Here is a 12,914-nt window from a genome sequence, read left to right on the forward strand (position 1 = left end):
AGCCGCTACGGTGGCGGCCATGGCCGCAGAACGAGACCTTGCGACGCTGCTGCGCGGGATGAGCCCGCGGCTCAACCCTGGGCGATACGTATACTGCACGCTCCCCACGCGGGTGCCCGCCGGCATGCGGCCGGTGGTGACCGTCGCCGAGCCCGAGGGGGTGACGGTGGTGGTCACCCAGGAGGAGGCGGACGCGCTCGGGCTGCGCTACGAGTACGTCGCGGCCTGGATCACCCTGCGGATCCACTCGGCCCTGGAGGCCGTCGGCCTCACCGCCGCCGTCTCCGGCCGGCTCGCCGAGGAGGGCATCGGCTGCAACGTGGTGGCCGGCTTCCACCACGACCACCTGTTCGTCGCCGCCGACGACGCCGACCGCGCCGTCCGGGCCCTGGAGGAGCTCTCCGCCCGCTCCGCCTGACGACTGCCGAGTGGCCGACTCCCCGGAAGCCTCCAAGACTGGAGGTGACCGCGCGGCCACCCCTGGCCGCCGGCCCCACCGGAAGGAGACGGCCGCCATGGCCATCTGCGTCACCTGCGGCAACGACTACTGGCTGGCCTTCGAGATCAGGACGGTCACCGGCGACACGTACACCTTCGACAGCTTCGAGTGCGCGATGGAGAAGCTCGCCCCGCGCTGCGAGCAGTGCGACGTGCGGATCGTCGGGCACGGCGTCGAGGTGGCCGGCAGGTTCTTCTGCTGCGCCCACTGCGCCCGTGTCAACGGCGGCCTCGGCGACCAGGTCCGCGACGCCGTCGGCGCCCGCCCCGCGTAGCGCGGGCCGCCCGCCCGGACGGGCGGGGAAGGAGAGGGGGCGGAAGAGTCGGCCTGTACGCCGGGTTCTGTCTCCCGGGCTGCTCGCGCGGCCCGGGGAGGCGGCCATCCATCTAGGACTGCCGTTGCCGGCAGCCTCGTGCGGTCCACCCGCGGACTCGGGCGAGCAGCCCTCGAACGTCCGCGCACGGTGCCCGAGGGCACCGATCTTGACCTTGCTCCAGGTGGGGTTTACCTAGCCGGCCGGGTCACCCCGGTCGCTGGTGGTCTCTTACACCACCGTTTCACCCTTACCCACCACGAAAAGCGGTGGGCGGTCTGTTTTCTGTGGCACTGTCCCGCGGGTCACCCCGGGTGGGCGTTACCCACCACCCTGCTCTGTGGAGCCCGGACGTTCCTCGGCGGGTCTGGGACCCGTCGCGACCGCCCGGCCGACTCTTCCGCCGTAGTGGTCATCGTAGCCGCTCGGGCGGTGCCTCCCGTACACCGGACCGGGCGGCCGGCACCTCGGAGCCCAGGCGGGCGGCGACCCGGGCCGCCGAGGCGCCCGCCCGGGCGGTGGTGGTGGCCAGGCCCAGGGCCAGGACGGCGCCGCCGAGGCCGGCCAGGATCCACCAGCCCACGTGGCTGGCCGGGGCGAACCCGGTCGCGACCGGGCCGGCCACGGCCGAGGTGACGACCGTGCCGATCACCGCCACGCCCAGCGACTGGCCGATCTGACGGCTGGTCGAGGCCACCGCGGCCGCCACGCCCGCCTGGGCGCGCGGCATGCCGGACACCGCGGCGTTGGTGATCGGCGCGTTGACCATGCCGAAGCCGAAGCCGAACAGCGCGTACGCGGCCAGCAGCAGCGCCGCCGGGGAGTCGGCGGCGAGCCGGGTGAGCAGCAGCCCGCTGGCGGCGATGCCGAGCCCGGCCGCCACCAGCGGCACCCGCGGGCCCCGGCTGCCGACGATCCGCCCGGACAGCGGCGCGCAGACCAGCATCATCCCGGCCATCGGCAGCGTCCACAGGCCGGCCTCGACCGGGCTGTAGTGCCGGACCTCCTGGAGGTAGAGGGTGCTGAGGAAGAGGAAGCCACCGAGGGCGGCGAAGGCGCAGACCGCGGTGACGGCGGCGCCGGTGAACGGCGCGCTGGCGAAGAACCGCGGGTCCACCAGCGGCTCGGCCACCCGCCGCTCCCAGAGCGGGAAGACGGCCAGCGCGACCGCCGCGGCGGCGGCCAGGGCGAGGATCAGCGGGGAGGTCCAGCCGTTGCCCGGCCCCTCGATGATCGCGGCGGTGCCGCAGCCGAGCAGCACGATCATCAGCAGCTGCCCCACCGGGTCCAGCCGGCGCGGGCGGGGCGCGCGGGACTCCGGGACGTAGCGGGCGGTCAGCGCGATGGCGGCGAGCGCCACCGGGACGTTGATCAGGAAGATCGAGGGCCAGCCCGCGCCGTCCACCAGGAAGCCGCCGAGCAGCGGGCCGAGCGCCATCGAGATGCCGACCACCCCGCCCCAGACGCCGATCGCCCGGGCCCGCTCCTTCGGGTCGGTGAAGGTGTTGGTGATGATCGACATCGCCACCGGGTTGAGCATCGAGCCGCCCACCGCCTGGAGCGCCCGGAAGGCCACCAGCCAGCCCAGGCTCGGCGCCTGGCTGCACAGCAGCGAGCCGAGCGCGAAGCAGACCAGGCCGGTCTGGAACACCCGGCGGCGGCCGAAGCGGTCGGCCACCGAGCCGAACAGCATCAGCAGCGAGGCCAGCACCAGGGTGTAGGCGTCGATGATCCACTGGAGGCCGGAGGCCGGGGCGTCCAGGTCCCGCTGGATCACCGGCAGGGCGATGTTCACCACGGTGTTGTCGAGGCCGACGATGAACAGGCTCAGGCAGCAGATCGCCAGGACGAGCAGGCGGCGGCGCGGTCCGGGGGCGGACGACTGGGGATCGGGCACGGACCGATCCTCCCACCACGGGCCCGGCCGGGGTGGGCGGACGGCCCGTCCGGGTGGCGGGCCCGTCCGCCGTAAGGGCTCGTACGGTGGGGAAGTGGCGGCGGATGGAGGGGGTCGGGCGATGAGCGGTGTTGCCGTGCGGGTGGCCGGGGGCGTGGTGGCGGGGGTGCTCGGCGCGACCGGGGCGCTGCACGCGGTGTGGGCGGTGACGCCGTGGCCGCTGCGGACGCCGGAGGAGTTCGCGGACGCCGTGGTGGGGACGGGCGAGGGCGTGCCGCCGGCGGGGGCCTGCCTCGCGGTGGCGGGGGCGCTGGGGGCCGGGGCCTACCTGGTGGGGGCGGAGGCCGGGGTGCTGCCGGCGGTGGGGCCGGGGCGCCTGCGGCGGGCCGGGGTGCGGGCGGTGGCGGGGGTGCTGCTGGCGCGCGGGGTGGCCGGGCCGGTGGTGTTCGGGCGGGCGAGCGGGCGCTCGGAGCGCTTCCGGCGGCTGAACGCGCGCTACTACTCGCCGCTGTGCGCGGCCCTGGGGGCCGGGGCCGCGGTGGTCGCGGGGGCGGGGGCGGGGCGGCGCCCGCAGTAGGGTGGCGTGGTTCGTCCGCCGCAAACCGTCGAGGAGTCCGCTGTGCTGGTGCTGTTGCCGCCGTCCGAGGGCAAGGCCGCGTCCGGGGACGGCGCGCCGGTGGCGCTGGACGGGCTGTCGCTTCCCGGGCTGACGGCGGCGCGCGGTGCGGTGCTGGAGGCGCTGGTGGGCCTGTGCCGGGGCGACGAGGACACCGCCGCCGAGGTACTCGGCCTCTCCCCCGGCCTGCGCGGCGAGATCGCCAAGAACGCCGGGCTGCCGACGGCCGGTGCCCGCCCGGCGGGCGAGGTGTACACCGGGGTGCTGTTCGACAACCTCGGTCTGGCCACGCTGGACGCCGCCGCGTACGACCGGGCCGAGCGCTCGCTGCTGGTCTTCTCCGGCCTCTGGGGCGCCGTGCGGATCTCCGACCGAATTCCCTCCTACCGCTGCTCGATGGGCGTCAAGCTCCCCGGGCCGGGGGCGCTCGGGGCGTACTGGCGGGGCGCGATGGCCTCCGTGCTCCCGGAGGTCGCGGACGGGCTGGTGCTGGACCTGCGCAGCTCCGCCTACGCGGCGGCCTGGAAGCCGGCCGGCGAGGTGGCCTCGCGGACCGCGACCGTGCGGGTGCTCCAGGAGCGGAACGGCGGGCGCAGCGTGGTCAGCCACTTCAACAAGGCGACCAAGGGGCGGCTCGTCCGGGACCTGCTGACGGCCGGGGCCGAGCCGAAGACCCCCGGCGAGCTGATGGACGCGCTGCTGGAGCTGGGCCACCGCGTCGAGCTCGCGGCGCGGGGCACCGCCCGCAAGCCGTGGCAGCTGGACGTGGTGGTCACCGAGGTGCACTGAGGCCGGCGCGCCCCGGTCGGGGTCAGCGCAGGTGCGAGGTGTCGTTGAGCAGCCGCACGGAGGCGTTGCCGTCCGCGTAGTACTGGACGGCGCAGATCGAGGCGGCGGACAGCTCCATCCGGTACATCGAGTCCGGCGGGGCGCCGAGCGCCAGCCGGACCAGGGTCTTGATCGGGCTGACGTGCGAGACCACCAGCACGGTCTTCCCCGGGTACCGGGCGAGGATCCTGTCCCGGGCGGCGCCGGCCCGGTGGGTCAGGGTGGTGAAGCTCTCGCCGCCGCCGGTCGGCCTTGCCTTGGCGGAGCCGAGCCAGGCGGTCAGGTCGTCCGGGTGGCGCTCCCGGACCTCGGCGAAGGTCAGGCCCTCCCAGGCGCCGAAGTCGACCTCGCGCAGCCCGTCCTCGTACCGGACCTCCAGGCCGAGCCGGGCGGCGACGGTCTCGGCGGTCTGCCGGGTGCGGCGCATCGGGGAGGCGACGACCGCCTGGACGCTGCCGCGCGCGGCGAGGGCCTCGGCGGCCCGCTCGGCCTGCCAGCGGCCCTTGTCGGAGAGCTCCGGGTCGCTGCCGCCGCTGCCGGAGAAACGCTTCTCCGGGGTGAGCGGGGTCTCGCCGTGGCGCAGCAGGACGAAGGTGGTGGGGGTTCCGAGGTCGGCGGGCGCGGCCCAGCCGGCCGTGGGGGCGGCGCTCTCCGCCGGCGGCTCGGAGGCGACGGGGGCGGCGGTGACGGGGGCGGCGGCGGTCGCGCGGGGCTCCCACTGGCGCCCGGCCTTGCCCGCGTCCATCGCCTCGTTGGCCAGCCGGTCGGCGTCCTTGTTCCGCTCGCGCGGGATCCAGGTGTACGCGACCCGGCCGCGCGGGAAGACGGAGCGCGCCTCGGCCGCGAGCGGCTGCATGTCGGGGTGCTTGATCTTCCAGCGCCCGGACATCTGCTCGACGACCAGCTTGGAGTCCATCCGGACGTCCACCGAGGCGTCCGGGTCCAGCTCGCGGGCGGCGTTCAGCCCGGCGATCAGGCCCTTGTACTCGGCCACGTTGTTGGTGGCGTGGCCGATGTACCCGGCGGCCTCGGCGATGATCTGCCCGGTGTCCCCGTCGCGGACCACCGCGCCGTAGCCGGCCGGCCCCGGGTTGCCCCGGGACCCGCCGTCGGCTTCGACGACGAAGCGCGCCGCCACCGGCTCAGGCGCCCGAGTCGGCGGTGCGGACCAGGATCCGCGAGCAGTTCTCGCAGCGGACCACCTTGTCAGCCGGCTCGGCCTTGATGGCGTTCAGCTCGGTGATCGAGAACTCGGTGCGGCAGCCCTCGCAGCGGCGCTGGTAGAGGCGGGCCGCGCCGACGCCGCCCTGGGTCTCGCGCAGCTTGGTGTAGAGCTTCAGCAGGTCGGCCGGGATGACGGCGGCGACGGTCTCGCGGTCGCGCCTGACCTTGTCGGCCTCGGCGTCGATCTCGGCGAAGGAGGCGTCGCGGCGGGCCTCGGCCTCCTTGAGCACGACGGTGGAGTGCTCCAGGCGGGCGGACAGCTCCTCGACCCGGGTGGTGGCGCTCTCCTGGCGCTCCATGATCTCCAGCACGACCTCCTCCAGGTCGGCCTGGCGCTTGGCGAGCGAGCCGATCTCGTGCTGGAGGTTCTCCAGGTCCTTCGGCGAGGTGATCGCGCCGGAGTCCAGGCGCTGCTGGTTGCGGTCGGCACGGGCGCGGACCTGCTCGACGTCCTGCTCGGCCTTGGTCAGCTCGCGGGCGGTGTCGCCCTTCTGGGCCTCGGCGGCGACGACGAGGTCCTTGAGCGCGGTGTGGTCGGCGGTGGCCTTGTCGATCTCGGCGTGCTCGGGCAGGCTCCGGCGCCGGTGGGCCAGCTGGTCGAGCTTCGAGTCGATGGCCTGGAGGTCGAGCAGGCGGATCTGGTCGGCGGGCGCGGCGTTCAAGCGGAGAGCTCCTGTGAATCGGGTCAGGCGGTGAAGGACATGGGGGCGTGCGCGGTCCACGGGTCGGTGACCCGGTGGGAGACCTTGGTCTCCACGGCCCAGCCGCGCCCGTCGGCGGCGGCCAGCAGGGCCCGCTCGGCCAGGGTGAGCCAGGGCCACTCGGTGGCCCAGTGGGCGGCGTCGAGCAGCGCGACGTGCGCCGCCTCGGTGGCCTCGGAGGCCGGGTGGTGGCGCAGGTCGGCCGTCAGGTAGGCGTCCACGCCGGCCGCCCGGACGTCGGCGAGGAAGCTGTCGCCCGAACCGCCGCACACCGCGACCCGGCTGACCAGCCGGTCCGGGTCGCCGGAGACGCGCACGCCGGCGGCGGTAGCGGGCAGGCCCTTCGCGACCTGGGCGGCGAAGGCGGCCAGGGTCAGCGGGGGCTCCAGCAGGCCGATCCGGCCGCTGCCGCGGCGGCCCCGCGGGTCGCTCGGGTCCGCCACCAGCGGGCCGGTGACCCGCAGGCCGACGGCCTCGGCGAGCGCGTCCGAGACGCCCGGGTCGGCGTGGTCGGCGTTGGTGTGGGCGACGTGCAGGGCGATGCCGTTGGTGATCAGCGTGTGCACCACCCGGCCCTTGAAGCCGGTGGCGGCGACGCTGGTGGTGCCGCGCAGGTAGAGGGGGTGGTGGGTGACCACGAGGTCGGCGCCCCACTCCACGGCCTCGTCGACGACCGCCTGGACGGGGTCGACGGCGAACAGCACGCGGTTGACCTCGGCCTGAGGGTCTCCGCAGACCAGGCCGACGGCGTCCCAGGACTCCGCCCACTGCGGCGGGTAGACCTCTTCGAGCGCGGTGATGACGTCGGACAGTTTCGGCACCTGTCGAGACTACCGTGCGCACGGGGGCGGTCGGGCCTCGGCCGTTTCGCGGACGGGCGGGGGCGGCGGTCGAGGCCGTTCGGACGCGGGTGTCGTGGGCGCACGGGTGCGCGTCAATCCGCGACAGCAGGCGCTCGACGGGCTCCGTGCGCTCAAGTACGTGCTCGCGCGCCGGGCATCCGTTACTCACAGCCGGGTTCTGGCACGGATGCGAAACCACGCCTTGATCACCCTTACGAGTGAAGTGACCGGATCTCTGTTGAGTCGCCGGTTTTCTCGAAACTAACTTCACTCCTGCGAACGGGAGTTGCCCCGAGGCCCCGCGAGGAGGGCCGGGCGGGCACCCCACGGCGCGGGCCCGGATCCGCCGGCCGGCAGGCGTCGGTCGAGGACGCCGATCGAGGGCGGCCCGGGCTCCGCCGGTCGAGGGGCCTCGTCCTCATCGCCCCTGGAGGAGCAGCCACCGGGGCGGCAACAGTCGAAGGGATGTGAAGGCGCATGGGGTCGGACACATCGCTGCGTGCTGCTGCGGGCGGGGTGCCGACGGGGCGCGGACCGGATGTGGCCGGTCCGCGCCCCGGGGTGACGCGGGCGGCACCGGCCGGCGCCGGAGGCCTGGGAGGCCGCGGTGACGGGCAGGTCACCGCCGGTGGCTTCCGGTACCCGGCCAAGCCGTCCGCGTCACCGCCGAGCCGGGGGCCGACGCCCGGCGCCCTCCGCCTGGTCGGTCGGGACGAGCCCGTCCCCCTGGTGCAGGAACGAATCACCGGACAGCCGTTGGGCGATTGGACGGCCGTACGACTGCGGCGCGACGGCGGCCCCGGCGTCGACTGGGAGCAGGCCGGGCCGGTGGCGCACGGACTGCTCGACCTCGTCGAGCGGGCGCACGCCCGGGGGCTGGTCCTGGGCCGCCTCTGCCCCGACACCGTCCTGGTCCACCCGGACGGCACGCTGCGGTGGGCCGGCTCCGCGTGTGCGGGCCCGGCCGTCGCCCCCGGCTACCGCGCCCCCGAACACGGGCCCGGCCGGCTCGCCCTGGTGCGCGACCGCGCCGCCGACCCGGCCGTCGACCGGTACGCCCTCGGCGGTCTGCTCTTCCTGCTGGCCACCGGGCACCACCCACTGCTGCCGGAGGGCCTTCCGCGGGCCCGCCCGGTCGCCGAACGGCTCGGCCGCTGGCTCGCCCTCGCGGCCCGCACCGGCGGGACGGCCCGGCGGCTGGCGCCGGCGGTCCTCGGGCTGCGGGCCGAGCGGCCGGAGGACCGCTGGGAAGTGGCCCGGGCCCGCGACTCGCTGGGCGTACGGCAGGCCCCGGTGCCACCGGCCGTACGGCCGCTCCCGTGCGCCGCGGGCGGGGTGAGCGGCGCGTGAACGTGGCCACCCGGACCGCGACCCGGGCCCTGCGCCGGGCCGGCTTCACCTTCGCCGCCGACGGCAGCCACGCCGCCTGCCTGGCCTCCTGCGCCGACAGCGGCTGGTACGCGGAGAGTTGGCGGCTGCCGCAGGACGGCGGGCCGGCCGTCCCGACCGCGCTGCCGCTGTCCGGCAACCGCCCGGAGAGCCCGCGCTCCCAGCTGGTCGCCCTGCCGGACGGCTCGGTGCTGATCTGCCGGCACGACGGCGAACGGCACGACCTGGTCCGCCTCTCCTCCGGCTCCCCCGGCTCCCCCGGGGAGAACGCCACCGTGGAGGAGCCGTTGGGGTCGGTCCGGATGACCGGACTGCGCCTGCTGCCGCTCCCGGCGGCGGCCGGGGCCGGCCCCCGCACGCCGGTGGCGGTCGCGCTCGGCAGCGACACCCGCCCGGCGACCACCGCCTGGCTGGTGCGGACGGACGGCAGCGAGCCCGAACGGGTCGCCGAGATCCCGGGCCTGCACGGCGGCGGCACCTGGCTGGACCGCACCGGCACGCTGCTCGCCCTGGACCGGGTGAACGCGGGCCTGATCCGCAGCGTGGTGCTCGACCTGCGCGGCGGCGACCGCACCACCCCGCTGCTGGAGATCGGCCCGCGGAGCAACGACCGGCTGGTGCTGTTCGACCCGGACACCCGGTTCGCCATGGTGCGCAGCGACGCGCCCGGTTCCGACCGGCTCGGCTGGGGAGTCCTCGGTACCGGCAAGCCGCTGCGGTTCCCGGAGTGCCTGCACGTCGCGGGCCTGCCCCTGCGGCCGGTCGCGCTGCGCACCGGGGCGGACGGCCCCCGGGTCGCGGTGCAGATCGACCGCGGCGCCGGCTCCGCGCTCGCGCTGTGGCGGCCGTCGGCCGGGCGGCTGGATCCGCTGCCGGTGCCGCCCGGGAGGCTCGGCACCGTCGGGCACTGGGGCGGGGCGGGGCTGCGGCTTCCGTACTCCTCGCCCGACCACCCGGCGGCGCTGGCGACCCTGGACGTGGACGCGCTGCTGGCGCACGGCCCGCTCCCGCCCGCCTCCGGTCCGGCGCCGCTTCCGCTCCAACTCGCCCCGCTGGCCTCGGGGTTGCCCGGTCCGTGGCAGAACGCCGGGCCGCCCTGGCAACCCGGCGGGGTGCGCCCGGTCAGCGCCGAGCCGGCCGGCTGGCGGCTCGACGGCAGCACCCCGCCCGGCGACGGGGGCCGCTGGCAGCCCGCGCAGAGCCTCGAACTGGCGGGCCCGGCAGGGCCGTTGGAGGCCGTGGTGTACGGCGGGGACGCCTGGCTGAGCAGCCCGCACCTGGTGCTGGCGCTGCACGGCGGCCCGGCGGACGCCTGGCGGCTGGAGTTCGACCCGGCGCTCCAGCGGATGGCCGCCGAGGGCCTGGCGGTGGTGGCGCCGAACCAGCGCGGCTCCACCGGCTACGGCGTGGCGCACGCACTGGCCATCCGGGGCGCCTGGGGCGGGCCCGACCTGGACGACGTGCTGTACCTGCTGGACGGCATCGCCGGCCAGCGCGCCGCGCTCGGTCTGGAGCCGCCGGCCCTCTTCGGGGTCAGCTACGGCGCCTTCCTGGCGCTGCTGGCGGCCGCGCACGCGCCGGCCGAGCAGGTCTCCCGCTGCGCGGTGGTCGCGCCGTTCCTGTCCGGCGCCCGGCTGCTGGCCGAAGCGGCGCCGCCGGTCCGGGCGTTGACCACCCGGCTGGGCGGCGGCGAGCCGATCGCCGACGCCCGTGGACCGCGCGACCTCATGCAGCTGGCGCACCGGCTGACCGCGCCGCTGCTGGTGGTGCACGGCAGCCGGGACGAGGTGGTGCCGGTGAGCCAGTCCCGGGCGCTGCGGCACGAGTTGCTGCGGATCGGCCGGGTCGAGGGCGAGGACTTCCGGTACGTCGAGGCGGTCGGCTCCGGGCACGAGGTGCTCGCGGACGAGGGCGCCGCCGTGCTGCACGAGCTGCTGGCCGGCTTCCTGCGGACCGGCCGACCGGGCTGAGCGGTCCGGGCTGAGCGGTCCGGGTTGGGCGGTCCACCGAGCCGACCGGGTCGAACCCCGCGGCACGCTGGGCGATCCGGGTGAACTCGCCGCGCCCCGGGCACGGACCGGGCGCCTTCGCCGGGCGGCGCGCGGGCGGCCGGCGGGCCGGCCCGGCGGTCGCCGAGTGCCGCCCCGGCGTGCCGCGAGCCGGTCGGCCGCCGGCCCGTTCCGACGCCCCGGACCAGCACAGGACGCGCGTCGGGTTCTCGCATAGGATCTCGTCCGTCCCAGCCGCCACGGTGGCCGGGGCGGGCCGCGATCACCGGCTACGGGCGCGTACCGAGCGCCCGATCGGGGACCGGACCGCGCGCCGACCGCGCCGGCCGGGCGCCGATGACCTGCACCCTCCGCACGGAAAAGACGATTCTCATGTCCGACACCCTCACCGACACCACCGGCCCCGCGGTTACCGGGACCGACGCCGACGAGAAGACGGCCAAGGACACCGCCGCGCACGGCCGCCACCGCGGCGGCTCCGCCGCCGACGACAGCCCGGAGACCGACCCCCACGGCCGCCACCGCGCGGCCGGAGCGCGGGGCTGACCCCACCGGCACGACCCCGAGGGCCCGTGGGAGGAGCACCTTTCCCTCCCCACGGGCCCTCGCCGTCCGTCCGTGCGGTCGAGTCGCCTCAGCCCATCGTCACGACCGTCCGCAGCGCCTCCCCGCCGCGCATCTGGGCGAGCGCCTCGTTGACCTCCGCGAGCCCCACCCGGTGGGTGACCATGCCGTCGAGGTCGATCCGCCCGGCCCGCCAGAGGTCCACGACCAGCCCGATGGTGCGCGCGACCGTCGCCCCGCCGTACAGCGAGGGCAGCAGGCGCTTCTCGTTGAAGAACAGCTCGCCCATGGTGAACCCCGCGAGGTCGTCCTGCGCGCCCGCGCCGATCACCACCACCGCGCCGCCGCGCCGGGCCGCCTCGTAGCCGGCCCGGACGGTGGCCGCGCGGCCGACCGCCTCGAAGACGTAGTCGAAGCCGCCGCCGGGCAGCTGCCTGGCGGCCGCCTTCAGCTCCTCGGGGGCGAGCGCCTCGGTGGCGCCGAAGGCCAGGGCGCGCTCGCGGCGCGAGGCCACCGGGTCGACGACGGTGATCCGTGCGGCGCCGCAGACCCGGGCGCCCTGCACGGTGGCCACGCCGACCCCGCCCGCCCCGATCACCGCGACGCTGGCGCCGGGCTCGACCCGGGCGGTGTTGACGGCGGCGCCGATGCCGGTGGTCACCCCGCAGCCGATCAGCGCGGCGGCCTCGTACGGGAGGTCGGCGGGCACCTTGATGACGGCGTTCGCCGCGACCACGACCTCCTCGGCGAAGGCCCCGGTGCCGTAGAAGCCGGAGGCGCTCAGCCCGCCCTCGGCGATCCGGAAGCCCGGGGCGCCGAGACCGCGCAGGCTGGCGACGCACAGGTGGCCCCGGTCGCGCACGCAGTGGTCGCAGCGGCCGCACGGGGCCATCCAGCAGAGCACCACCCGGTCGCCGACGGAGACGCCGGTGACGTCCTCGCCGACCTCCACCACGTCGCCGGCGCCCTCGTGCCCGGGGACGAACGGCGCGGGCTGGGGCAGCACGCCGCTCATCGCGGAGAGGTCCGAGTGGCAGAGGCTGGCGGCGCGCATCCGGACCCGTACGGTGCCCGGGCCGAAGCCGATCGCCGTCACGTCCTCGCGGACGTCGAGGGTCTCCTGGCCGGTCTTGTGCAGGACGGCTGCGCGCATGGTGCTGCTCCCGGGGTGCCTGGTGTGCCTCGGATCGGCGGTCGCGCCGATTCTGGCACGGGCGGCGACCCCCGACTAGAACGCGTTCCACCCCGCACGGGGCGCCCGGGATCCCCGGCGCGGCCGGGCCCGCTACCGTCGAGTAGGGTCCGTGCACGTCGGCCCACACCCTGCCCCGAGGAGCACCGCATGTCCGACCTGCTGGAGAGGGCCGCAGCCCCGGCGCCCGAGGTGCTGGCGGCGTTCGAGTCGGCCACCGGGTTCATGCCGCCGGACGAGGGGCTCGCGCTGTACGCGGCGGCGCTGACGGCGGCCCGCACCACCGGGCTCCCGGTGCTGGAGATCGGCACCTACTGCGGCCGCTCGGCGATCCTGCTCGCGGCGGCGGCCCGGGAGGCCGGGACGGTCGCGCTGACCGTCGACCACCACCGCGGCTCGGAGGAGCAGCAGCCCGGCTGGGAGTACCACGACCCGAGCCTGGTCGACCCCGAGGTCGGGCTGATGGACACCCTGCCGCGCTTCCGCCGCACCCTGCACGCCGCCGGGCTGGAGGAGCACGTGGTGGCGCTGGTCGGCCGCTCGCCGCGGATCGCCGCGCTCTGGGGGCGCCCGCTGGGCCTGGTGTTCATCGACGGCGGCCACACCGACGAGCACGCGAGCGGCGACTACGAGGGCTGGGTGCCGCACCTGGCGCCGGAGGGCCTGCTGGTGGTGCACGACGTCTTCCCGGACCCGGCGGACGGCGGCCAGGCTCCGTACCGGGTGTACCTGCGGGCGCTCGACGAGGGCTTCGAGGAGGTCTCGGTGACCGGCTCCCTGCGCGTGCTGCGCCGCGCCGCCCGGTAGTCCGCCCCTGCCGCGGCCCCGCGACGGTGCCGA

General features: G+C 76.4%; 13 protein-coding genes and 1 other RNA gene. 8 read left to right on the forward strand and 6 right to left on the reverse strand.

The annotated features are described in order from the left end of the window. Positions 1-19 precede the first annotated feature (19 nt). Together ACZ55U_RS25455 and ACZ55U_RS25460 are read left to right on the forward strand one after the other, a co-directional pair. On the forward strand, positions 20-418 hold the full coding sequence (locus ACZ55U_RS25455) for an ACT domain-containing protein (protein ID WP_465529277.1): 399 nt from the start codon (positions 20-22) through the stop codon (positions 416-418). A 97-nt stretch (positions 419-515) separates the two neighbouring features. Next, the gene (locus ACZ55U_RS25460) at positions 516-773 is read left to right on the forward strand and encodes a Prokaryotic metallothionein (RefSeq protein ID WP_465529279.1); all 258 of its coding nucleotides are present in this window, start codon (positions 516-518) and stop codon (positions 771-773) included. A 40-nt stretch (positions 774-813) separates the two neighbouring features. Here the strand turns inward: ACZ55U_RS25460 and rnpB are convergent. Continuing rightward, an RNA gene (gene rnpB, locus ACZ55U_RS25465) (RNase P RNA component class A) lies at positions 814-1,211 on the reverse strand. Between the two features lie 13 nt (positions 1,212-1,224). Beyond that, the gene (locus tag ACZ55U_RS25470) at positions 1,225-2,709 is read right to left on the reverse strand and encodes an MFS transporter (RefSeq protein ID WP_465529281.1); all 1,485 of its coding nucleotides are present in this window, start codon (positions 2,707-2,709) and stop codon (positions 1,225-1,227) included. A 121-nt stretch (positions 2,710-2,830) separates the two neighbouring features. Between ACZ55U_RS25470 and ACZ55U_RS25475 the strand changes: the two genes are divergently transcribed. Continuing rightward, on the forward strand, positions 2,831-3,286 hold the full coding sequence (locus tag ACZ55U_RS25475; protein ID WP_465529283.1) for a DUF3995 domain-containing protein: 456 nt from the start codon (positions 2,831-2,833) through the stop codon (positions 3,284-3,286). A 42-nt stretch (positions 3,287-3,328) separates the two neighbouring features. Beyond that, positions 3,329-4,114 (forward strand): peroxide stress protein YaaA, encoded by a 786-nt coding sequence (gene yaaA, locus ACZ55U_RS25480; RefSeq protein ID WP_465529285.1) that lies wholly within the window; start codon positions 3,329-3,331, stop codon positions 4,112-4,114. 22 nt (positions 4,115-4,136) lie between these two features. On the opposite strand, the gene ACZ55U_RS25485 is transcribed toward yaaA, so the two are convergent. The 3 genes from ACZ55U_RS25485 to ACZ55U_RS25495 are packed head-to-tail and all read right to left on the reverse strand — an operon-like array spanning position 4,137 to position 6,899. Continuing rightward, positions 4,137-5,291, reverse strand: a complete 1,155-nt coding sequence (locus ACZ55U_RS25485; RefSeq protein WP_465529287.1) for a bifunctional RNase H/acid phosphatase — start codon at positions 5,289-5,291, stop codon at positions 4,137-4,139. Positions 5,292-5,295: 4 nt separating this feature from the next. Then, on the reverse strand, positions 5,296-6,039 hold the full coding sequence (locus ACZ55U_RS25490) for a zinc ribbon domain-containing protein (protein ID WP_465529289.1): 744 nt from the start codon (positions 6,037-6,039) through the stop codon (positions 5,296-5,298). A gap of 23 nt (positions 6,040-6,062) precedes the next feature. After that, positions 6,063-6,899 (reverse strand): Nif3-like dinuclear metal center hexameric protein, encoded by an 837-nt coding sequence (locus ACZ55U_RS25495; RefSeq protein WP_465529291.1) that lies wholly within the window; start codon positions 6,897-6,899, stop codon positions 6,063-6,065. Between the two features lie 750 nt (positions 6,900-7,649). On the opposite strand from ACZ55U_RS25495, the gene ACZ55U_RS25500 reads away from it, so the two are divergent. The 3 genes from ACZ55U_RS25500 (at position 7,650) to ACZ55U_RS25510 (ending at position 10,864) form a co-directional block, all read left to right on the forward strand. Next, a complete protein-coding gene (locus ACZ55U_RS25500) occupies positions 7,650-8,270 on the forward strand; it encodes a hypothetical protein (protein WP_465529293.1) in 621 nt (206 codons plus the stop codon). Then, positions 8,267-10,279 (forward strand): alpha/beta hydrolase family protein, encoded by a 2,013-nt coding sequence (locus tag ACZ55U_RS25505; RefSeq protein ID WP_465529295.1) that lies wholly within the window; start codon positions 8,267-8,269, stop codon positions 10,277-10,279. Before ACZ55U_RS25500 ends, ACZ55U_RS25505 begins: the two co-directional genes overlap by 4 nt. 411 nt (positions 10,280-10,690) lie before the next feature. Continuing rightward, positions 10,691-10,864 (forward strand): hypothetical protein, encoded by a 174-nt coding sequence (locus ACZ55U_RS25510; protein ID WP_465529297.1) that lies wholly within the window; start codon positions 10,691-10,693, stop codon positions 10,862-10,864. Between the two features lie 88 nt (positions 10,865-10,952). On the opposite strand, the gene ACZ55U_RS25515 is transcribed toward ACZ55U_RS25510, so the two are convergent. After that, positions 10,953-12,035, reverse strand: a complete 1,083-nt coding sequence (locus ACZ55U_RS25515; RefSeq protein WP_465529299.1) for an alcohol dehydrogenase catalytic domain-containing protein — start codon at positions 12,033-12,035, stop codon at positions 10,953-10,955. Positions 12,036-12,224: 189 nt separating this feature from the next. Between ACZ55U_RS25515 and ACZ55U_RS25520 the strand changes: the two genes are divergently transcribed. Beyond that, positions 12,225-12,881, forward strand: a complete 657-nt coding sequence (locus ACZ55U_RS25520) for a class I SAM-dependent methyltransferase (RefSeq protein WP_465529301.1) — start codon at positions 12,225-12,227, stop codon at positions 12,879-12,881. Positions 12,882-12,914: the final 33 nt, after the last annotated feature.

It is taken from the genome of Kitasatospora sp. NPDC034533 (genome assembly GCF_055575155.1).